18 protein-coding genes and 2 tRNA genes are annotated in these 21,625 nt (G+C 63.7%); 6 read left to right on the top strand and 14 right to left on the bottom strand.

Translation table 11 applies throughout. The features are described 5' to 3' along the window. Positions 1-804, top strand: coding sequence for an ABC transporter permease (locus tag ABD906_RS13220; protein WP_345099887.1), 804 nt, complete (start codon positions 1-3; stop codon positions 802-804). Between the two features lie 162 nt (positions 805-966). On the opposite strand, the gene ABD906_RS13215 is transcribed toward ABD906_RS13220, so the two are convergent. The 3 genes from ABD906_RS13215 to ABD906_RS13205 form a co-directional block, all read right to left on the bottom strand. Beyond that, positions 967-2,763 carry an AsmA family protein gene (locus ABD906_RS13215; RefSeq protein WP_345099886.1) on the bottom strand — a complete coding sequence of 599 codons (1,797 nt, stop codon included), beginning with the start codon at positions 2,761-2,763 and terminating at the stop codon, positions 967-969. A gap of 574 nt (positions 2,764-3,337) precedes the next feature. Beyond that, the gene (pyc, locus tag ABD906_RS13210) at positions 3,338-6,796 is read right to left on the bottom strand and encodes a pyruvate carboxylase (protein WP_345099957.1); all 3,459 of its coding nucleotides are present in this window, start codon (positions 6,794-6,796) and stop codon (positions 3,338-3,340) included. A gap of 371 nt (positions 6,797-7,167) precedes the next feature. Continuing rightward, positions 7,168-10,578, bottom strand: coding sequence for an ATP-binding protein (locus tag ABD906_RS13205; protein WP_345099885.1), 3,411 nt, complete (start codon positions 10,576-10,578; stop codon positions 7,168-7,170). Between the two features lie 232 nt (positions 10,579-10,810). Between ABD906_RS13205 and ABD906_RS13200 the strand changes: the two genes are divergently transcribed. Both ABD906_RS13200 and ABD906_RS13195 read left to right on the top strand, forming a co-directional pair. After that, positions 10,811-11,188 carry a phasin family protein gene (locus ABD906_RS13200; protein ID WP_345099884.1) on the top strand — a complete coding sequence of 126 codons (378 nt, stop codon included), beginning with the start codon at positions 10,811-10,813 and terminating at the stop codon, positions 11,186-11,188. A gap of 285 nt (positions 11,189-11,473) precedes the next feature. Then, positions 11,474-11,550 (top strand) — tRNA-His (locus tag ABD906_RS13195). 366 nt (positions 11,551-11,916) lie between these two features. Here ABD906_RS13195 and xseA read toward each other — a convergent pair. Both xseA and ABD906_RS13185 read right to left on the bottom strand, forming a co-directional pair. Continuing rightward, positions 11,917-13,488 carry an exodeoxyribonuclease VII large subunit gene (gene xseA, locus ABD906_RS13190; RefSeq protein WP_345099883.1) on the bottom strand — a complete coding sequence of 524 codons (1,572 nt, stop codon included), beginning with the start codon at positions 13,486-13,488 and terminating at the stop codon, positions 11,917-11,919. A 135-nt stretch (positions 13,489-13,623) separates the two neighbouring features. Next, positions 13,624-14,565 carry a LysR substrate-binding domain-containing protein gene (locus tag ABD906_RS13185; RefSeq protein WP_345099882.1) on the bottom strand — a complete coding sequence of 314 codons (942 nt, stop codon included), beginning with the start codon at positions 14,563-14,565 and terminating at the stop codon, positions 13,624-13,626. 139 nt (positions 14,566-14,704) lie between these two features. Here ABD906_RS13185 and ABD906_RS13180 point away from each other — a divergent pair, with 139 nt between their 5' ends. Further along, on the top strand, positions 14,705-14,983 hold the full coding sequence (locus tag ABD906_RS13180; protein WP_345099881.1) for a hypothetical protein: 279 nt from the start codon (positions 14,705-14,707) through the stop codon (positions 14,981-14,983). Positions 14,984-15,102: 119 nt separating this feature from the next. On the opposite strand, the gene yacG is transcribed toward ABD906_RS13180, so the two are convergent. The 9 genes from yacG to ABD906_RS13135 form a co-directional block, all read right to left on the bottom strand. Continuing rightward, positions 15,103-15,294: a DNA gyrase inhibitor YacG gene (gene yacG, locus ABD906_RS13175; protein WP_345099880.1), complete on the bottom strand. Its 192-nt coding sequence runs from the start codon at positions 15,292-15,294 to the stop codon at positions 15,103-15,105. Position 15,295: 1 nt separating this feature from the next. After that, entirely contained in the window at positions 15,296-15,925 is a 630-nt protein-coding gene (locus ABD906_RS13170) for a Maf-like protein (RefSeq protein WP_345099879.1), read from the bottom strand. A 24-nt stretch (positions 15,926-15,949) separates the two neighbouring features. After that, entirely contained in the window at positions 15,950-16,168 is a 219-nt protein-coding gene (gene infA, locus ABD906_RS13165; RefSeq protein WP_345099878.1) for a translation initiation factor IF-1, read from the bottom strand. A 192-nt stretch (positions 16,169-16,360) separates the two neighbouring features. Next, positions 16,361-16,846 (bottom strand): arsenate-mycothiol transferase ArsC, encoded by a 486-nt coding sequence (locus tag ABD906_RS13160; protein WP_345099877.1) that lies wholly within the window; start codon positions 16,844-16,846, stop codon positions 16,361-16,363. After that, positions 16,846-17,334 (bottom strand): UPF0262 family protein, encoded by a 489-nt coding sequence (locus tag ABD906_RS13155; protein ID WP_345099876.1) that lies wholly within the window; start codon positions 17,332-17,334, stop codon positions 16,846-16,848. Before ABD906_RS13155 ends, ABD906_RS13160 begins: the two co-directional genes overlap by 1 nt. Before the next feature lie 8 nt (positions 17,335-17,342). After that, a complete protein-coding gene (gene hisD / locus ABD906_RS13150) occupies positions 17,343-18,635 on the bottom strand; it encodes a histidinol dehydrogenase (RefSeq protein WP_345099875.1) in 1,293 nt (430 codons plus the stop codon). 13 nt (positions 18,636-18,648) lie between these two features. Beyond that, positions 18,649-19,089 carry a DUF2948 family protein gene (locus ABD906_RS13145; protein ID WP_345099874.1) on the bottom strand — a complete coding sequence of 147 codons (441 nt, stop codon included), beginning with the start codon at positions 19,087-19,089 and terminating at the stop codon, positions 18,649-18,651. Positions 19,090-19,155: 66 nt separating this feature from the next. Further along, on the bottom strand, positions 19,156-20,445 hold the full coding sequence (gene murA / locus ABD906_RS13140; RefSeq protein WP_345099873.1) for a UDP-N-acetylglucosamine 1-carboxyvinyltransferase: 1,290 nt from the start codon (positions 20,443-20,445) through the stop codon (positions 19,156-19,158). A gap of 165 nt (positions 20,446-20,610) precedes the next feature. Next, entirely contained in the window at positions 20,611-20,784 is a 174-nt protein-coding gene (locus tag ABD906_RS13135) for a hypothetical protein (protein ID WP_345099872.1), read from the bottom strand. A 148-nt stretch (positions 20,785-20,932) separates the two neighbouring features. Here ABD906_RS13135 and ABD906_RS13130 point away from each other — a divergent pair. Next, positions 20,933-21,007 (top strand) — tRNA-Thr (locus ABD906_RS13130). A gap of 206 nt (positions 21,008-21,213) precedes the next feature. Further along, positions 21,214-21,558: a helix-turn-helix domain-containing protein gene (locus ABD906_RS16130; RefSeq protein ID WP_378188707.1), complete on the top strand. Its 345-nt coding sequence runs from the start codon at positions 21,214-21,216 to the stop codon at positions 21,556-21,558. Positions 21,559-21,625 lie beyond the last annotated feature (67 nt).

The raw sequence follows: 21,625 nt of genomic DNA, 5'->3' as shown, positions 1-21,625 counted from the left end.
ATGTCGAGAAGCATGAGCCGATTCAACCTCGTCTCGCTGACGCTGGGCTTCGCCTTCCTCTACCTGCCCATCCTCCTGCTCGTGATCTACTCGTTCAACGAGTCCAAACTGGTGACAGTCTGGGGCGGCTTTTCGACCAAGTGGTACGGGGAGATGCTGAAGAACAGCGGACTGATGGACGCCGCATGGGTGACGGCACGGGTGGCGGTGTTCTCCGCGACGATTGCGACCGTTCTCGGCACGATGGCGGCGGTGGCGCTTACGCGCTACGGCCAGTTCCGCGGGCGGCTGCTGTTCTCCGGCATGGCGGTGGCGCCGCTGGTCATGCCCGAGGTGATCACGGGCCTGTCGCTATTGCTGCTGTTCGTTGCCATCGGGCTCGACCGCGGGTTCCTCACGGTGACACTGGCGCACACGACCTTCTCGATGTGCTACGTGGCGGTGGTGGTGCAGTCGCGGCTCGCCACTTTCGACCGCTCGCTTGAGGAGGCGGCAATGGACCTGGGAGCAACGCCCGTGCGGGCCTTCTTCCAGGTGACGCTGCCGGTTATCGCTCCGGCGGTGATCGCTGGCTGGATGCTGGCTTTCACGCTGTCGCTCGACGACCTGGTGATCGCAAGCTTCACGTCCGGCCCGGGCGCCACGACGCTGCCGATGAAGATCTACAGCCAGGTGCGGCTCGGCGTGACGCCGGAGATCAACGCCATCAGCACAGTGCTGATCGGCATCGTGACCCTCGGGGTGCTGGCAGCCTCCATCTTCAACAAGCACCGCAACTGGAAAATGGCGCAGACCGTCGCGTGATGGCGCGAGCCCGGGGACTTTTCCGGGCCGGGCGCTGCCGCGCTGGAGCAATGCAGCCATTCACGGAAACTCTAATTGCTCCAAGTAACTCTAATTGCTCCAAGTAATTGCCTTGTCGCCGTTCCGGACGGAAAGCCGGTTCCCAGTTTTCCTGGAGCTGCTCTATTGCAGGTGGAGGGGGCGCGTGATGAACGGCGCTTCCCAGGAGCCGCCGATGAAGAAATTGGCCCTTTCCCGCCCGTCTGTCGCCGTCGCGGAGAGGGCGAGCGCACGCCCCGCCAGCGGAACCAGACCCTGCATGGTCACCCGGTAATCGCCAGCGCTTATCTCCGCCGCCGTTATCTCGGCCACGCCGTTCTTTACGGTGGCTTTCAGGCTGGCGCCGTCGAGCGAGACGCTGCCTTCGGTGTCCGCGGTGAGGGCACTGAAGCCGGACGGCCCGGAGTCCGACAGAAGGTCTTTCAGGTTGACCCCCTGAAGAGCGCCAGCGCCGAAGGTGGCCGATGCCTCCCCCTGGGCGGTTGCGGCGAGATTTCGGAGGCTCGTGCCGGTTCCCTTGAGGTAGACGGAGAAATCGGCCTTGCCCTGAGGGACCAGATGCCGACGCCCGAAGATCTCGGCAAGTTCGCCAAGCGCGACGCCGCTTCCGTTCAGACGGAGGACGAGGACCGGCCGTTCCCCGCTCGTGTCCGCGCGAAGGCCGATCTGAAATGTTCCGCCGAAGCCGGAGGCATCGGTGATGTCGAAGGTGGAGAGCTGCTCGGAAGCCTTGGCGGACAGGGCCACCTTGGACAGGGAAATGGGCCCGTAGGTCGCGGAGGCGGCGGAAAAGCGCAGGTCGAAATCGACATTGCGCAACGGCAATGGTCCGGTGCTGTCGGATCTGACCCGGTTCAACGGATTGAGCGTCTGCACCAGCGATTGCAGGTTCAGCGTGTCAAAGGCCAGAGTCCCGATAAGAGTCGGCCGGTTTTGTTCGAGCCCCAGTTCGAGGGTTCCCCGGCCGGAACTCGCATATACGCCCAGGGTGGAAGCCCCAAGCTTGATGCGGCGGCCGTTGCCGGCAATGCGGCCGGACAGCGTGAAAGGGCCAATCCTCCCGCCTGAGAAGCGTAGCCCGAGAAGCCATTCGACCATGCGGTTGACGGATGGGGCCGAGACGCTGATTTCGCCATCGATCAACCCATCGCCGGCAAGACTGGCGGTGCCGCGGAACGATGCGTTGGCGGGGGCCGCATCCACCGAAAGCGCAAGCGGGGCTGTCCCGCCGGCGACGAGAAGAAGCGGTTGCGCCGAGTTCGCGCGGACCGAAACGGATTCGCCCTGCCAGATGCCCTGGGCCGTCAGATTGGCCGGCCGGTTCAGCGCAGGCCAGTCGAGTTCGCCGGAGAGGCTGGTGACGAAATCCACCCAGGAATCACCCGTCTGGTACAGGATCCGCCCGTCGACCAGCTCGATCTCCCCGAGCGTGTCGGAGGGCAGGGCGCTCAGATCCGGATCCTTGGGAGATTCAGCGAGTGCGGCACGGGCCGCCTGTACGGAGCGGGCAAGCCTGCCCCAACGCTGGGGAGATGACGACGGAGGTAGGGGGGCATTATGAATGCGCAGGACCGGGCGGACCAGGCGCAGGCGGGTGAAGACGACATTGCCCTGAAGCGCCGCCAGCGCAGAAAGGTCGATCTCTATGTCTTCCGCTTCAAGGATCGGCTCGCGCTCGCCGTTCCAGTCCTGGAAACGCACATCCCGCAGAACGGCGCGAAAGGTAGGCCAGACATGGATGTCGGGCGCCTCGTCGATGGTGACGCGGTAGCCGCTCCAGGCCGTCAGCTGCTGGGCGATGCGGTCCCGGACCAGTTGTGTCGAGGCAAGGAATGGAAGCCCGACAAAAACGGCCAATACGATCAAGACCGCGGCAAGGGCGGCAGCCCAGATGGTTTTCCTTGCAAGCTCCTGCGACATTCAACTCCGATCTGAGACGGACGATGACGTTCATGCCATTGATCTCTCCGGCAATCCCGGGATCCGTTGCCACGATGCACGCAGATCACAAAGATTACACGGCGTTATTTCGGTGTTTATACATGGGAGAGGCGAAATAGAGAAGGTGTTTGTGCGGGACGGTTGTTTGAATAACGATAAAAACTAATACTTATATGGTCGTCAATGATACTTGTAGCGTCTTGATTTTGCCAATCAAGTAGGGTCGTTATCATAAGCAATGGAGGTAGACGCAAGCAATTCGCAGGACATTGCGGCGTGGGGAAATCGTCAAAATGTGTAGCCGTGCAAGTATATCCGGCAACGGCGAAGGGGCGCCGCCCACCCCGCTCACGTCAGGCGGAGGTAATGGCCGCATTCTCTCCCGCCGATCCCTGCCGCTACATTCCCTGTCTTGCCGTTCCAGCCGGAAAAGGTGTGGCGCCCACTTCTCTCGGAACCGCATATGGCGGAGAACCGGTTCCCACTTTTTCTGGAACCGGCGATTTCTCCGCGGTTCCGGACGGAAAACCGGTTCCCACTTTTCCCGGAACCGCTAGACGTAGACCACGAGAAGGTCCTTCGCGTCGATCTGTTCGCCTGCCTTGACCAGCACCTCCGCGATCTCGCCGTCGCGCTCGGCGTGCAGCACGGTTTCCATCTTCATGGCCTCGATGGAGAGCAGCACGTCACCAGCCTTCACGGTTTGCCCGGCGGCCACCGCCACGGTCGAGACGACGCCCGGCATCGGGGCGCCAACGTGCGCGGGGTTGCCGGGCTCGGCCTTGCGGCGGACGCGAGCCGCTCCACCGCCGTTGAGACGGCTCGGTACCTTCACGTGGCGGGGCTGGCCATTCAGCTCGAAGAAGACCGTGACCATGCCCTGGTCGTCCGTCTCGCCAATCGTCAGGCAACGGATGACCAGCGTCTTTCCCTGCTCGAGATCGACATAGATCTCCTCCTCCGGCGCCATGCCGTAGAAGTAGGCGGGGGTGGGCAGCACGCTCACCGGGCCATATTCCGCCTGGGCCGCGGCGAAGTCACTGAAGACCTTCGGATACATCAGATAGGAGGCGAACTCGGCGTCGCTGAGCTTGCGCTCGAGCTTCGCCTCAACGGCCTTGCGCTCGGCCTCCAGGTCAGCCGCCGGCAGGAGCGAGCCGGGGCGCACGGTGATGGGTTCAGCGCCCTTCAGCGCCTTTTTCTGTAGTGCTTCCGGCCAGCCGCCGGGGGGCTGGCCCAGGTCGCCGCGCAGCATGGAGACGACCGAGTCGGGGAAGGCGATATCGCGGTCCGGGTTGAGCACGTCCTCGACGGTCAGGTCCTGCGATACCATCATCAAGGCCATATCGCCCACCACCTTGGAGGAGGGGGTGACCTTGATGATGTCGCCAAACATCAGGTTGGCGTCGTGATAGGCGCGGGCGACTTCGTGCCAGCGGGTCTCGAGCCCGAGCGCGCGGGCCTGTTCCTTGAGGTTGGTGAACTGGCCGCCGGGCATTTCGTGCAGGTAGACCTCCGAGGCCGGACCCTTGAGGTCGCTCTCGAAGGCGGCGTACTGGTTGCGCACCGCCTCCCAGTAGAAGGAGATGCGGCGGATCCACTCGGTATCGAGTCCGGTGTCGCGCTCGTCGCCCTTGAGCGCTTCCACGATGGAGCCAAGGCAGGGCTGCGAGGTGCCCCCCGAAAGCGCATCCATGGCCGCGTCGATGGCGTCAACGCCCGCCTCGACGGCGGCAAGCACGGTGGCCGCCGAAATGCCCGACGTGTCATGCGTGTGGAAGTGGATCGGCAGATCCGTCGCCTCGCGCAGCGCCTTGAAGAGCACCTTCGCGGCGGCGGGCTTCAGCAGGCCCGCCATGTCCTTGACGGCGATGATGTGGGCGCCGGCGGCGTCCAGCTCTTTCGCCAGATCGACGTAGTACTTGAGGTCGTACTTGGCGCGGTTGGGGTCGAGGATGTCGCCGGTATAGCAGATTGCGGCCTCGCAGAGCTTGCCTTCCTCGATCACCGCATCCATGGCGACGCGCATGTTCTCGACCCAGTTCAGGCAGTCGAAGACGCGGAAGAGGTCGATACCGCCGGCGGCCGCCTGACGAATGAAGTAGCGGACGACGTTGTCCGGATAGTTGGTGTAGCCGACGCCATTTGCGCCGCGCAGCAGCATCTGGAGCAGGATGTTCGGCGCGGCCTCCCGAATGAGTGACAGGCGCTCCCACGGGTCTTCCGTCAGGAAGCGCATGGCGACGTCAAAGGTCGCGCCGCCCCAGCATTCGAGCGAGAAAAGCTGCGGCAGGGCCTTTGCATAGACGCCGGCGACCGCCGCAATGTCATAGGTGCGCATGCGCGTGGCGAGCAGCGACTGGTGGCCGTCGCGCATGGTGGTGTCGGTGACGAGCAAGCGCTTCTCGTTTCGCATCCATTCGGCAAACTTCTGCGGGCCAAGGCGATCCAGAAGCTGCTTTGTGCCTTCCCGCACGGGAGCGTCGATATAGGGCACGCGCGGGCGAGCGGCGTCGTTCTTGGGCTTCGGGCGGCCACGCGTCTCCGGATGGCCGTTGACCGTTACATCGGCGAGGTAGGTCAGCAGCTTGGTTGCACGGTCCTGGCGCTTCACCTGGGCGAAAAGTTCCGGCGTCTCGTCAATGAAACGGGTGGTGTAGGAGGCGTTGCGGAACTTCGGGTGACTGATGATCGCCTCGAGAAACGTGAGGTTGGTTGCCACGCCGCGAATGCGGAACTCGCGCAGCGCCCGGTCCATGCGGGCAATGGCCTCGTCGGTTGTGCGTCCCGAGGTGGTGACCTTGACCAGCAGCGGATCGTAGTAGCGCGTAATGATGGCGCCCGTATAAGCCGTGCCGCCGTCCAGCCGGACGCCGAAGCCAGCCGCCGAGCGGTAGCCGGTAATGCGGCCGTAGTCGGGAATGAAGTTCTGCTCCGGGTCTTCCGTGGTGATACGGCACTGGAGGGCATGGCCTTGCAGGCGGATCTCCTCCTGCGGCGGCACACCGGATTCCGGCGCACCGATGGCCGCACCTTCGGCAATGCGGATCTGCGCCTTGACGATGTCGATGCCGGTCACTTCCTCCGTGACCGTGTGCTCGACCTGGATGCGCGGGTTGACCTCGATGAAGTAGAACTGCCCCGTGTCTGCATCCATCAGGAATTCGACCGTGCCGGCGCCGGAATAGCTGGTGGCGCGGGCGATCTTGAGGGCGTGGCCGCAGAGCTCCTGCCGCTGCCCGTCGTTCAGATAGGGGGCCGGGGCGCGCTCGATGACCTTCTGGTTGCGGCGCTGGATGGAGCAGTCGCGCTCGAAGAGGTGTACGACATTGCCATGGGTGTCGCCCAAGACCTGGACCTCGACGTGACGGGCACGCTCGACAAGCTTTTCGAGATAGACCTCATCCTTGCCGAAGGCGGCCTTGGCCTCCCGCCGCGCTTCCATCACCTCGCGGGCGAGGTCGGCTTCCGAGCGGATGACGCGCATGCCGCGCCCGCCGCCGCCCCACGAGGCCTTCAGCATCAGCGGGTAGCCGATTTCGCCGGCAAGGCGGGCGACCTCGGTCATGTCATCCGGCAGCGGGTCGGTCGCCGGGACTACCGGCACGCCCACCTCGACGGCAAGATTGCGGGCGGCGACCTTGTTGCCGAGCCGGCGCATGGTTTCAGGGCTGGGGCCAATGAAAATTATGCCGTTGGCGGCGCAGGCTTCGGCAAACTCGGGGCTTTCGGAGAGAAGCCCGTAACCGGGGTGGATGGCATCGGCACCGGAGAGTTTCGCCACGCGAATGATCTCGTCGATCGAGAGATAGCTCTCGATCGGTCCGAGATCGCGCTCCAGATGCGGGCCGCGGCCGATCAGGTAGCTCTCGTCGGCCTTGAAGCGGTGAAGCGCATATTTGTCTTCCTCAGCCCAGACCGCGACGGTCCGGATCCCCAACTCGTTGGCCGCGCGAAACACGCGGATGGCAATCTCGGATCGATTGGCGACAAGCAGCTTGCGGATGGTCAACTTGCGTGTGGACATGGACGGAGATCCGGCTCTGGCGTGATCGGTGCGCAAGATGTCAGGGCTGGAAGTATGACTGAAATGATCGAAAGGGCCAGTCCCTTGCGGTCGCATCCCCGGAGAATTCCACGCCCGGGCAGTGCTCATGCAATGGGGATAACGAATGTAAGGAGAATTGATCACTCTTTCATAGAGAAAATATTAAACATATGAAGTGCATGATGCTTCGTCTGGCGAGAGAGGTTTCCCCGCCAGACCCCTGCAAGCTTCTGCATTAACAGTACCTCCCCACCTTTGAACGCCTTCCCCCCACCCAAGGCGTTCTTTTTTTGTCCGCTCGACTGCGACCCGCTGCGGCGCGGGCGCCGCCGGCCTCAGTCAGCCAGAACCCGGGTCGGCGGGAAGGTGATCTCGACCAGCGTGCCTTCGCCCGGGGTGGAGTTGATCGAGAAAAAGGCGCGGTTGGCTTCGACGAGCGCGCGCGTCAAAGGCAGGCCAAGGCCGGTGCCGTCGCCACGGCGGCGTTCAAGGGCATTGATCTGCCGGAACGGCTTCAGCGCCTCTTCGAGTTCCGCAGGCGTCATGCCGATGCCCGTGTCGCGGATGCGCAGGACCACCGAGCCGTCGGGCTGGTAGGCGGTGGAGACGATGATCTGGCCGCCCGCTGGCGTGTAGCGCACCGCGTTCGACAGCAGGTTCAGCGCAATCTGGCGGATGCTGCGGAGGTCCGCGATGACGTTGGGGATGCGCGTGCCGAAGCTCGAGCGGATGATGACGCGCTCGCTGTTGGCCTGCGGCTGCATCATGGCGACGGCCTGCTCCAGGGCCTCGTTGAGCGAGATCGGCTCGAACTGCATGTCCTGCTGGCCAGCCTCGATCTTGGAAATGTCGAGCAGGTCGTTCACCAGCTCGAGCACATGGCTGGCGGAGCGGCGGATGTCGCGGAGATAGTCGCGGTACCGGTCGTTCTCGACCGGACCGAACTTCTCGTCGATCATCAGCTCGGCGAAGCCAATGATGGCGTTGAGCGGCGTGCGGATCTCGTGGCTCACGCGGGCAAGGAAATCGCTCTTCTGGGAGGAAGCCCGCTCGGCCTGCGAACGGGCCTGGGTGAGTTCCTCCTCGATACGCTTCCAGTAGGAAATGTCGCGCAGGACCGCGCAGTAGCCCTTGTCGTCCGGCAGGCGGGCAAGGGTGATGAAGAGCGGGATAAAACGGCCGTGGGTCTCGCGGCCGATCACGTGGCGGCCGTCGTTGAGCATGCTGCTCGCGCCCCCCTCATTCATCGCCGCGATGTAGTCGCGAACGGTGCGCTTGCTCTCGATGGCAAAGAGCACGTCGAAGGATTTGCCGATGACGTTCTCGGCATCATAGCCGAAGAGCGCCTCGGCAGGTGCGTTCATGGAACGGATCTCGCCATCACTGCCGATGAGGATGACGCCATCGGCCGCCGTGTCGACGATGGCCTGCATCTCCCGGATGGTGAGACCGAAGGGCGACTGCTCCCAGCCGTAGCTCTCGGCGAGCAGACTGCGGGCCATGGGGCGGAGCGACAGCATGAGAGCCTTGCCGCCGTTCCACGGGATGGACTGCAGCCGTGTCTGGACCGGCACCATCCTGCCGGTGGCCGTCCGCAGGGACAGGGTGGAATCGTGCTGGCCCTTCAGATCGGTGCCCGCGTCGAACAGGGCGCCAATGCCACCTGCCGCCTCGAGCTGTTGAAGGTCAGCATAGCCCGTCAGGTGGAAGAACTCGCGATTGGCATAGTGTAGCACGTCGCCGGAATGGATGAGTACGGGCGCGGGCAGGTGCGCGAGAAGGTTGCGGACATCGTCGGCGGGCGAGGGTGCAGCCTGTGATTCCACGCGGTCGGCAGCGGACGGAGCATTTTCGCCACGGGCCGCTGCGTCTGGCGCGGTGTCGCCGCGTGCCGCGTCGGCAGGCTTTTCCGAGGGAACAAGGCTCAGCAGGGAACGTGCCTGACGGGGCCGCTCCGAGGGCGCTCTTTCCTGAGAAGGCTGTTCTGCGCCAGGGGAGGCCGGAAGCTCGGTAGCGGGCGGGATCGCTTCAGCCTGCTTCGCGGCGGGAGCTTCATCCTGGCTGGAGATGGGTTCGGATACGGATGAGGTAAGCGCCTCGCTGGTGGGCTGCTCTTCGGTCTGCGCGCGTAAGATCTCCGCATCCTGTTCGGGATGTTCCTGCGGTACAGAACCCGCATCCGTCCCGACGGATGCCGGAGCGCCGGCGTCAGCGGTAGGCGCCGGCTCCCGGGTGGGGCCGGTCGCCGGAACGGGTTCGGCCTCTTCCTCGACCGAGGGTTGGGGGGCCTCTTCTTCCTCCCGGCTTGCGAGTTCGGCATTCGCGCGGCGCAGGCGTTCACCGATTTCCCGGAAAGCAAGCCGTTCGGCGGGGGTCAGCCCGTAGGACTTGCCACCTTCGGAGGGCGCGGCGGACTTGTCCGCAGCGCGGCGCGAATGCTCCTTCGGGATGGCGATAGCGGGCCGCTCGCCTTCGAACGGGTCGGACAGAAGCTCGTCAAGAATGGGCAGCTTCCTGTAGTGTTCGGTCTGCTCGCCGTCCTCGCCGGGCGCCTGCTCCAGGGAGGTGGTTTCTACAGGGGTGGGCGCGGTCTTCAAGACGAGGCCGATACCTTCCGGATCATCGGCCGCGTCGCTGAGGCGGACGACGCCAAAGCCGCGGAAGCCCTCGAAGACCCTGCCGCGTCCGTAAACGGGCAAGCCCGCCAGATCAACGGGAACCTTGAGCGGCTGGCCCGCCAGCGGCCACATGACCGAGCAGCCGGACCAGGTGTCGCGCCGCTCCATGTGGCGCTGAATGGTTCCGTCCACATCAAGGCCGAAGGCGTTGGACACCTCGCGGAAGGTGCGTCCGATGATGTCGGCCGCAGGTTCCCCGACCGCTTCGACAAACTCCGGGGAAATGCTGGTGAAGCGTCCGTCGGCGTCGGTGCGCCAGGAGAAGCGGACGATGCGTTCCTTCGAGTCCGCCAGGCTGGCGGGTACGGGGACAGACGGATTGGCGGCCGGAATGCGGCTGCGGGCCGGATGCAGTTCAGGTACGGCTGCCGCCTGAGCTGCGGTCGGAGCCGCCATCCGGACAGGTTCGGGCGTCACCGCCTGCTCCTCACCGTCATCGACAACCAGGAGCAGAAATAGAGGGTCTTCGTCCCGCAGGCGGGCCATCCCAATGGGAAGTGAGCGAATGGCCGAGACGCGGCGCTTCAAGAGTCGCGCGGGACTTGCACGAAGGTCGTCGAGCAGCGGGCCGATGACGGCATTGTCCAGCTTCAGCGTGTTGAAGCCGGGCGTGGCCGCCCGGACGGAACCGCTTTCGTCCACGAGAGCGGCGAACTGGCCGGGACCAACAATGCCCGCGACGGCGCGCCGGGCGCGCTCGGCGTCGGAAGCCTCTTCAGCCGCAGGCTGGGCCAGGAGAATAGCGTGCTCGCCACCCGGCAGGGTGATGGCGCTCGCCTGAAAGAAGAACAGTCCACTATGCAGGCGTACGGCCACCGGTCTGTTCTCACCGATGGCAGGGAACCCTGGCAGGGCGGAGATCTGCCGGCGCGCGACGGCGGTAAGGCCGGGGTCCTGGTCCAACGCGTCCTCTATGCCGGAGAAGCCGAGCAGCTGTGCGCCGGAGCCATTTGCCCATATGATCCGGACAAGGTCTTCCGACAGAACGACAAGCGCATCCCCCGCGGCAAAACGCTCCCGCACGCCGTCCAGCACGGTAATGTCGAGGAATGGATAAACTCGCGCCATATCGGTTCACCAATCGGTCAGGACCAAATTTGCCTGCCTTAACGAGTTGTTAATAGAGCGCCAAAGCCCAAACGTCCAGAAAACTCATGGGTTTGCGTCTCATGATCAATCGCATTGGTTAACGCCGGCCTTGTGATTGTGCGATGCGGAAATCATATTGCAGCGCACAATGGCCGGCACTATATTGAGGCCACTGCGGGCGAAGGGGCATACCGAGAGAAAGGTTCATGCCATGAACAAGACCGGACGCAAGCCAGGCAATTCCGATAAGGAGAATGCGACAGGTGCGGACGGCGCATTCGGCGCCGGCGAGATGCGCCAAGCATTCGACAAGACAGTGGAAAACGCCCAGGTGCTCGGGGCCGACGTTGCCATGACCTCGTTCAACGTCCTGCGCGAGAGCGCGGAGGCCGGGCTGGACCAGTTCAAGGCGCTGGTGGCAGCAAGGTCGATGGATGAAGTGGTCGAGCTGCAGGGCTCGTTCCTGCGCAATCAGATGGATGTCGCGGTGCGCCGGGCAAGGGACTTCCAGGCCCTGTCCGAGCGGGCGATCAACGAGCTCGTGCGGCCGCTCCAGGACATGTTCACCGCTGGCCTGAAGCACGGCTGAACACGTTCCCATTTCCCTGAAGTTGCTCCAGACAGGCTCTCCAATCACGGCAGGTGACTCCGTCCGATGCGGGCGAATCCCTGCCGTCTTCTTGTCCGCGAATGATTCCCGTCTGGAATGGTGGGCTATGCTCGAGCGGGCGGTTCGCCCGCAAATTTTCCAGAGCGGCGGAAACCGCGCAGTTCCGGATATTTTCCCATAATTTATCGCGACAATTGCGCGTTCGTGATTTCAGGGTCTTGCAAATCGAAACGATTGCTCGTAAGGACGCGGGCAAGAAGCCGGGCGGTTGTAGCTCAGTTGGTTAGAGCGCAGGATTGTGGCTCCTGAGGTCGGTGGTTCGAATCCACCCAACCGTACCATCAATTTCCCGCAGAGCTTTTCTCTCCTTACAATCACCGGTGGGTATCTGGCCGCAATCTGCTCACCGGTTCGCAGATGGCGGACATGTGTACAGGCGCGATCACGCGATCGTATAGAAGAGAGCGAACCGACGCCGATCGATGGCGGCAGATGCAGGCACCAAGAATTCAGGATGTCTGGGAGTTCGGATAAGACGTTGCGCCCCGCTGCCTTATCCCGGCGATTGCCAGGCACGCGCACCATCCGGTGACAGTTCGGATCAGCACGGCGACTTTCCAATCATAGAGTATGAAGCGTTGCATGAAATGCAACAGCACATCGAGGTTCGCTGGCCTCTGTACCAGGGCTGAATTGTCTTGGCCCCCTCAAAACAACCTCCCCTGTCCTCCGTCATCCTTCGACGGGGAAGGTTTGCGCCCAGGGGTGGGTTTGGGTGCGGCGGGGCGGGTGCCGGCGATGGCGGTTGCCGGGCCGTCGGCAAACTGGATGTTGAGGACCTGGCCGGAGGAAATGTCGGCCGCGCGCTTTATTGGCGCTTCGGAGGCATCGCGGACCAGCGCAAAGCCGCGATCGAGGATCGCCTGGTAGGAGACCGACTTCATCAGCCGCTCGTGCTGGTCGAGCACGGTGTGGAAAGAACGCAGCCGCTGTTCGGCGGCGCGGTCCATCCGGCGGGAGAGGTTTCCAAGACGCTCGTCCGCCGAGCGGATGCGGTCGAGCAGTCCGCGCGCGGTGACGCGGGCCGCATCGCGGTCGAGGCGGATGCGGCGCTGGTGCAGCTGGTTCTGAAATACGACCGGCAGGCGGGTGCCGCACTGGGAAAGGCTGCGCCGCGCCTCGGTAAGGCGCAGGGCAAGGGTGGCTGGCGACAGGCGCACGCCATTCAAACGCAGGCGCTTCTTCTGCACCAGCATGTCCAGGGCTCGGACATGGCGGGCCGCGCATTCGTCGAAATGGCGACGGGGCAGGGCGAAGAGCTGGTCGGGCGAGGGCATGGCGCGCGCGGTGGAGCGCAGCGTCTGCCGCCGGCGGTCGAGGTCACGCGAGATGGCGCTCTTGAACCGCGCCGAAAGGCGGGCAAGGATCGCTTCCAGATCCGCCTTCACCGGGGTCGCCATTTCGGCGGCGCCGGTGGGGGTCGGCGCGCGGCGGTCGGCGGCGAGGTCGATCAGGGTCCAGTCCGTCTCGTGGCCGACGGCCGAGATGACGGGGATTTCGGAGGCAGCGACGGCCCGCACCACGGCTTCATCGTTGAAGCCCCAGAGGTCCTCCAGGCTGCCGCCGCCACGGGCGACGATGATGACATCGGGGCGCGGCAGGGACGGGTCATCGCCCAACGCGTTGAAGCCTGCCACGGCGTTCGCCACTTCCTGGGCCGTTGTCTCGCCCTGTACCCGCACGGGCCAGACCAGGACATGCAGGGGAAAGCGGTCGGTAATGCGGTGGATGATGTCACGGATCACCGCGCCGGTGGGCGAGGTGACGACGCCGATGACGCGCGGCAGGAAGGGCAGGGGTTTCTTGCGGCTTTCGGCGAAGAGACCTTCGGCGGCCAGTCTGCGCTTGCGCTCCTCCAATAGCGCCATCAGGGCGCCGGCGCCGGCGGGTTCGAGCTGCTCGATGACGATCTGGTATTTGGACGAACCGGGGAAGGTGGTCAAGCGGCCGGTGGCCACGACCTCGAGGCCCTCCTGAGGCTGGAACTTGAGCCTTGCGAACGTTCCCTTCCAGATTACCGCCTCCAGACGGGCGCGCTCGTCCTTGAGCGCAAAGTAGCAGTGGCCCGAAGAGTGAGGGCCGCGGTAGCCGGAGATCTCGCCGCGGACGCGTACGTAGCCGAAAGCATCCTCCACCGTGCGCTTCAGGGCCAGCGAAAGCTCGCTGACCGAGAACTCCACGGCATTGGAACGCGAATCGGTGGGCTGCAACTCGTCCATGGTTCGATTGACCCTAATGACACCCCGGCGGTCAAGCAATGCCGCGATTGTGCTGCAGGGCGGGGCGCCGGGTGCCGGCGGATCGGGCGGCAGCCGATTGCGTGCTGCTTCCTCACCGCGGAGGCTGTCAGCACGTCAGCTCGTGACGAGGTTTTCCGGAACCGCGCGGCGGGCGCGGCGGATGCGCAGCGCTCCGCTCAGGTCGTCGGCGTGCTCGATCAGTGTGGCCGAGATGTTGTCGAGGCTCTCGGCGATATGGCGGGTGATCGCATTGATGATCTCCGTATCAGCCGAGGGACGGCGGACAATGCCGATGCGGCACTCAGGCAGCGGGGGAAAGCCGTCCGCCTCGCCCAGCACGCGCATGCCGGGACGCAGCGAGCATTCCGGCATGATGGTGATAGCTCCTCCGGAAAGGACTGCGGCGGCGAGGGCCGTCGCCGAGTGGCTTGTGAACATGATGCGGTATGCCCGCCCGACCTTCTCAAGTGCGGTGCAGGCATGGCGTCGCCAGGTGCAGGAGGGGCGGCCAAAGGCCATCGGCAGGACCGCGCGGCGGTGCGCCTCGTGGTTGGCCGAGCCCACCCAAAGCAGGGGTTCGCGCCGGACCACCTGGGCCGGCGGGTGGTCGGTGACCAGCGCCACATCAAGCGTGCCCTGCTGAACCTGGCTGATGAGGCTCGAAGTCGGCTCGCAGACGATTGTCATCTCGACCCGCGGGTTGGACTGAGAGAAGCGCGTCATGATCTCCGGCAGGAAGCGATCGGCGTAGTCGTCCGGCATGCCGAAGCGGATGTGACCCTCGAGGCTTTCCTCGTCGAAGGCAGCCAGAGTCTCCTGGTTGAGCCGCAGCAGCTCCCGGGCGTAGACGAGCAGCTTCTCGCCGTCAGGCGTCAGGCGGTTCAGGCGACCGTCCTTTTCGAACAGGGGGCGGCCCAGACGTTCCTCAAGACGGCGCATCTGCATGGATACCGCCGACTGGGTGCGAAAGACTTCCTCGGCGGCGCGGGTGAAGCTGCCGGTCTCGGTGATTGCCACGAAAGTGCGGAGCTGGTCCAGATCGAGGGGCGCGGACATGGTAGCCGCCTTCATCCATTTTGATGGATAATATTAAAAACATTCGTTCGTATTATCAATCCGTATGTGCGAGAAGTTCCCCTGCCGCGACCGGAGCGCCCGCTTCGGCTCGTCGAGGCCCGCGACAGGAGGCGAAACCATGCACACGCAGGAATTGGACCAGCTGGTTTCCGGCTGGAGACTTCAGGATCTGGGCGCCAGGCTGGCGGCCGTGGCCCGGCGCGTGAAGAAGCTGGTAACGGGCCGCCTGGCACTGGCCCGCCTGGACGAGATGGAAGACTGGCAGCTTCACGACCTCGGCATTTCGCGCCGGGACCTGGATCGCGCGCACGAAATTTCCATCCTGGAAGATCCGACGACCCTTCTGTCCGAACAGGCGCGCAAGAGGCGCATGGAGATCCCCCGGCGGCGGGCGTGATCGGTGGGGGGTATGCGGCTCCAGACGAAAGGCCGGTGGCCACTATCCCTGAAACAGCGCTCTGCCCGGTTGTTGCGGAGGCCAGAAGAAGACCGGCAACCGCTGTCCGGTCAATGACGCTATTCCTCGTCCGCCTCGTCAACGGGGCGGCCGGGGATCACATATGAGCCGGACAGCCAGCGGTTGAGGTCGATGTCCTTGCAGCGCCCGGAGCAGAACGGGAAGAACTGCCGGTCCGAGGGCTTGCCGCACTCCGGACAGGAGCGGCGGGGGCGCAGCGGAACGACCTTCTCGGTGTTGTTGTCAGTCATTTCAGATGCGTTCCGGCGAGAGCCAGTTCTGGTAGATCCTGAAGCCATCAGCGCTCAGGAGCCCCAGCGTTTCATAAAGGGGAAGGCCCACCACATTCGTGTAGGAGCCGACCAGGCGGACGACGAAACAGCCGGCGATGCCCTGAATGGCATAGCCGCCCGCCTTGCCGCGCCATTCGCCGGTTTCAAGGTAGAGGTTCAACTCTTCCTCGGACAGGCGCTTGAAACGTACGCGTGTCTCGACAATCTTCTGCCGCACCTTTCCGGATGGCGTGATCAGGCAGGCGCCCGTGTAAACGCGATGGGCGCGGCCTGACAGAAGGCGCAGGCAGTTTGCTGCGTCGTCGCGGGTTTCCGCCTTTGGGAGGATGCGCCTTCCCACGGAAACCACGGTGTCCGCCCCCAGAATGAAGCAACCTTCCGCCTCGCCGGTCTTCTGCAGGCGCTCGAGAGCCTTCCTGGCCTTTTCGGCGGAAAGCCGCTTGGCCAGCGAACGGGGATGCTCCGCCCGCATAGGCGTTTCGTCGATGTCAGTGGGAACAAGTCGGTCCGGCGTGATGCCGGCCTGCTGCAGAAGCTCTACTCGCCGCGGCGAACCCGAGGCCAGAACAAGACGGTACGTTGCACTCATGCCGATCCGGGGGCCGCGCTGGTGTTACTTGAAGCGGTAAGTAATGCGGCCCTTGGTCAGGTCGTACGGCGTCATCTCGACCAGAACCTTGTCGCCGGTCAGCACGCGGATGCGATTCTTGCGCATGCGGCCAGCGGTGTGAGCGATGATCTCGTGATCGTTCTCGAGCTTGACCCGGAACGTGGCATTGGGCAGCAGTTCGGTGACCACACCCGGAAATTCAAGGACTTCTTCCTTTGGCATCCTGTACCTTCAGTTGTGTTGAACCATGATAAACCCGGCGACCGCCCACGGGCGCGCACCCGGTGCAAAAGTTGGCGCGGAACCTACTCCATCCGCATCCGTTTGTGAACCGGATTGTTTCTGCGCCCGGCCGGCGGTCAGACGTGCGCCGCTACGGGCACGATACTCGTAATAATACTCGCAACAGTATATTTAGTCACAAGAAAAGCGGTTGGCGATATTTGCTTTCAAATATTCGCGAAGGTCACGATAAGCATCGAGTTTCTGTTCCCGGCTTCCCTCAACGACGGAGGGGTCGAACGTCGGCCAGTATTCCACTTCCACCGCCTGGGTTCTCGTCAGCTCCAGCGCGCGATGGTGCGCTTCCGGGGAAAGGGTGATGATCACCTCGAAATAGGTGTCCTCTAGTTCCTCAAAATCCTGGGGCAGGCGGTCGCCGAGGCTGAGGTTCTCCTCGTTGAGCACGGCCTCCACGAACGGGTCAGGCTCGCCCGGCTTGACGCCGGCGGAGGTGATGAAGGTGGTCGGCGGAAGCGCCCGACGCGCCAGAGCCTCCGCCATCGGCGAGCGGATGGAATTGCGGCCGCAGAGGAACAGCAGCGAACGGGGCGGCTTGCGTTTCTCGGTGGTGTCCGCCGACACGACCGGTGGAATGGCAGGAATGTCCGATCCGGCCATCAGGTGCCCCGCCAGTGCAGGACGCAGACCAGCGTGAACAGCCGGCGCGCCGTGTCGAAGTCCACCTCGATCTTGCCCTTCAGGCGGTCCATCAGCAGCTGCGAGCCCTCGTTGTGGAGGCCGCGGCGGCCCATGTCGATCGCCTCGATCTGGCTGGGCGAGGCGGAGCGGATCGCCTGATAATAGCTCTCGCAGATCATGAAGTAATCGCGCACGATCCGCTTGAACGGCGTCAGCGACAGGATGTGCGTGATGACTTCCTCGTCGTTCTCGCGGGTAATGCGCAGCACCAGACGCTTGTCGACAAGCGAGATGCGCAGCTTATACGGCCCGCCGTCAGGGTCATTGACCGGGCTGAAGCTGTTTTCTTCCACCAGGTCGAAGATGGCGACGGCCCGCTCGTGCTCGATGTCCGGCGGGGCCCGGCCGATCGTTTCGTCCAGCTCGACGTCTATCAGGCGCGCCTTGCCGGGGTCCCGCTGTCCCATGACCTGCCTTACACGTTCAACCTTATGGAGACGGATCGGGCATGCGCATCCAGTCCCTCGGAACGGCCGAGGGCGATGGCGGCAGGGCCGATGATGCGAAGCTGGTCCACGCCAGCCCGGAGCAGCGACATGCGCTTCATGAAATCAAGCACGCCGAGTCCGGACGAGAAGCGCGCCGAGCGCGCCGTGGGCAGGACGTGATTGGTGCCGGCGACATAGTCGCCCAGGGCCTCCGGCGTGTAGCGGCCGAGGAAGACGGCGCCCGCGTTGCGGATGCGCGCGAGGATGTTCTCCGCTGCGTCAGTCGCAAGCTCGAGATGCTCAGGAGCGATGCGGTCGATGAGCGCCGGGACCTCCTCCATGTCGCTGATGAGGATGATCGCGCCGTAGTCGCGCCAGCTCGCGGACGCGATATCCGCCTTGGGAAGGGTGGTGAGCTGGGTGCGCACGGCCTCCTCCACCTGGGCGGCGAAGGACGCGTCGGTGGTGATGAGAATGGCCTGGGCGGCGGTGTCGTGCTCGGCCTGGGCCAGCAGGTCGGCAGCCACCCAGGCGGGATCGTTGTCCGGATCCGCCACAACCAGCACCTCCGAGGGACCGGCGATCATGTCGATGCCAACCTTGCCGAAGACCTGGCGCTTGGCGGCGGCCACATAGGCGTTACCGGGGCCGACGATCTTGTCCACGGCGGGAATGGTCTCGGTGCCGTAGGCAAGCGCGGCGATGGCCTGCGCGCCGCCGACGCGGAAGATGTCGGTCACGCCAGCAAGATCAGCGGCCACGAGAACCAGCGGATTGAGCTCGCCGTCCGGCGTCGGAACCGCCATGACGATGCGTTCCACGCCGGCCACGCGCGCGGGCACTGCATTCATCAGGACCGAGCTTGGATAGCTCGCGAGACCGCCCGGCACGTAGATGCCGACGGTGTGAACCGCCGTCCAGCGCCAGCCGAGCTCGACGCCGATGTCATCGCGGTAACGCAGGTCTTCCGGCAGCTGGCGGGTATGGTGCGCCTCGATGCGGTCGCGGGCGATCTTGAGGGCCTCGACCGTGGGCTTGTCCACCGCCTCGTAGGCCGCCTCGATCTCCTCGCGGGTGATGCGCAGCCCGGTTGCAGCAGGATCGAAGCGGTCGAACTTGCGGGTATAGTCGATGACGGCGGCATCGCCCTCGTCGCGAACGCGCGCGATCACCTCGGCGACAACGGCGCCCACCTCCTCCGAAACCTCGCGCTTGGTGGTCAGGAAGCGGGCGAAGAGCTCTTCAAAGTTGCTGTCGGCCGTCGAGAGCCTGGTCGTCATCTAAAGTCCTTCCTCAATCGTCGTGGCGGGGCAGGGAGGCGGTTTCCCACGCCGCACCTGTGTCGGCAAGCCGGGCCTCGATGCATTCCACATCGAGCAGCAGAGCGGCATCGCCGGAAAAAACAAGTTCTATCGTGCCAGAAGGCGGCTCCTTCTTGACGAAATGAAGGGTCAGAAGGGACAGGACCTCCGACGGCTTGGTTCTGTCAATGCCGCGGGAGCGGACCGAAAGAATGCGGCCAAAATCCAGCACGCTCTGGTGGCGCCGGTAGCGGGGGCGGCGAAAGATCTTCCGCTCCACCTTCTCCCACGCGAAACGGTTCATGGGGATGGCGAATCGCTTCTGCCGGGCAAGATATTCCAGGTCCCCAACCTTTATCAGCGCATCCTGAACGTGGGCTGCGAGTATCTTCAGATCGTCCTGGTCAAAGGCAACCAGCTTCAGGAAATCCATCGCCGACGCTCACTCTCAACCGGTACACCGCTTAACAGATACGGGTTCCACGGACCGACGCGAAGGTCAAGCGGAGATGCGCTCGATTTCGGCTCCGCAGTTCGAGAGTTTTTCCTCAAGCCGCTCGAAACCGCGGTCGAGGTGATAGACGCGGTTGACGGTGGTCTCACCTTCCGCGGCAAGGCCCGCGATGACGAGAGAGACGGATGCGCGAAGGTCGGTGGCCATGACGGGAGCGCCCTTCAGCCGCTCCACGCCCTCCACGATCGCGGTCTGGCCGTTGAGGGTGATGTTGGCACCAAGGCGGGCGAGCTCCTGCACGTGCATGAAGCGGTTCTCGAAAATCGTCTCGGTGATGCGCGACTGGCCCTTCGCCCTGGTCATCAGCGCCATGAACTGGGCCTGCAGGTCGGTCGGGAAGCCGGGGAAGGGCTCGGTCGTCACGTCCACGGGCGCGATGCCGGAGCCGTTGCGCATCACGCGGATGCCCGAATTGGTGGGCGTGATTTCAGCACCCGTCTGCTTCAGGACTTCCAGGGCGCTTTCCAGGAGATCAGCGCGGGCTCCTTCCAGCAGAACGTCGCCGCCGGTCATGGCAACCGCCATGGCATAGGTGCCGGTTTCGATGCGGTCCGGAATGATGCGGTGGCGCGCGCCGGAGAGGGAGGTCACGCCGTCAATGACGATGGTGGAGGTTCCGGCGCCGTGAATCTTCGCACCCATGGCGTTCAGGCAGTCGGCCAGGTTGACGATCTCCGGCTCGCGGGCGGCGTTCTCCAGGATCGTCTGGCCCTGGGCCAGCGAAGCCGCCATCAGCATCACATGCGTGGCGCCCACGGATACTTTCGGGAAGCGATAGCGGGTGCCGACCAGCCCCTTGCGGGTGCGGGCGACCACATAGCCGCTGTCGATGTCGATGTCCGCGCCCAGGGCGCTCAGGCCCTCGATGAAAAGGTCCACCGGACGGGTGCCGATGGCGCAACCGCCGGGAAGCGAAACGCGCGCCTCGCCCGTGCGGGCGAGCAGCGGACCGATGACCCAGAAGCTGGCGCGCATCTTCGACACCAGCTCGTAGGGGGCTGTCGTGTCGACGATGCTGCGGGCAGTGAAGTGAATGGTGCGGGAATAGCCCTTGCCCTGATTCTCCCGCCGGCCATTCACCGAATAATCAACGCCGTGGTTGCCGAGGATGCGGATCAGCTGTTCGACATCGGCGAGATGCGGAACGTTTTCCAGGGTCAGCGTATCGTCAGTCAGCAGCGAGGCGATCATGAGCGGGAGAGCCGCATTCTTGGCTCCCGAGATCGGTATGGTTCCGTTGAGAACGTTACCGCCGCGGATGCGAATTCGATCCATCTGATTCTCTTTCCTCTGGCGCGGGTTGTGCGCAGTCGAACGTTCCTAGATCAACGCCGTATTGGGTTCAACCCATAGCTTTGACAGTATGCAAATGCTTTACGTGCAAAGAAACCAGCCGCGGCGACGACATGGACGGATCGGCGCCTACGTCAAGACGCGCGATCAGTCCTTTTCCGATTCCTGTCCGGCAGCGGGAATTCCATCCTCGCGATCGTCGGGCTGACCCTCACGGCGTGCGCGAGCCTGCGCCTTGCGGCGGGCAAGGTTGGCGCGCAATGCCTCGGCAAGTCGCTGTTGACGCTCGGAATCCTGCTTGTTCAAGGGTTTGGAGCTCATGGTCGCAGCCTTCAAATTCGGAAAAAGGAAAATTCTCCTGAAATTTGTTACAAGAGAGGTTGCACTTGGCGCACCGATATGGCAGAAGCCGCGCCGAAATCAACGTTCTCCTGCTTTGGGGGCGCTGACAGTCCGGCCCGACCGGCCTGCTGCCGTAGCTCAGTGGTAGAGCACACCCTTGGTAAGGGTGAGGTCGTGAGTTCAATCCTCACCGGCAGCACCAGGTTTCCCATCAAGCTGAGCCGTAGACGGCCTATTCCAAAGTTTGGGCTGGCGAGCACGTTTCTGCATTCTCCAAAAACAGATGCGACACACACACGTCAAGAAAATGCGACATAGATGTCGCGTAATAAAACAGATATTTTGATTCAAACAACCGTTCGTTTTATTTTGTTCAAGTGACCAAACAACGAGCCACAGCGATGCTTGATGAACCATTGTCTCGCATTGAAGAAAAATGGGGTGATGCAGCCAAGGGGGGGGGTCCAGGCTGTGCCCGACATCTTGCTTAAGCAGCAGGGTGCAATGGGGCTTTCTGCTACTGATTTGGTGGTTCTTCTAAACATACTGATGTATTGGTGGTACGTAGAGCAGAAGCCGTATCCGCGGCCTACAACTATAGCAAAACGAATGGATGTAAATGTTCGGACGGTCCAACGCTCATTGCAGCGTATGGAGGAGCTCGGATTGATTGTGCGTTCAAAGACTCCCGAGGGGTCACCCATCATTGATCCTATGAACCGCGCCGGGTTTGCCGGAGGCTCCAACTCCTGAGTAGGATGGAGCATCATGAGCAAGACGACGAACAAGTTTTCCCCTGAAGTGCGCGAGCGCGCGGTGC

The sequence above is a fragment of the Chelativorans composti genome (genome assembly GCF_039541695.1).
Taxonomy (GTDB): Bacteria; Pseudomonadota; Alphaproteobacteria; order Rhizobiales; family Rhizobiaceae; genus Chelativorans; species Chelativorans composti.
Note: the sequence above shows the minus strand (reverse complement) of the source record. Positions and strands in the feature narration are given on the sequence as shown.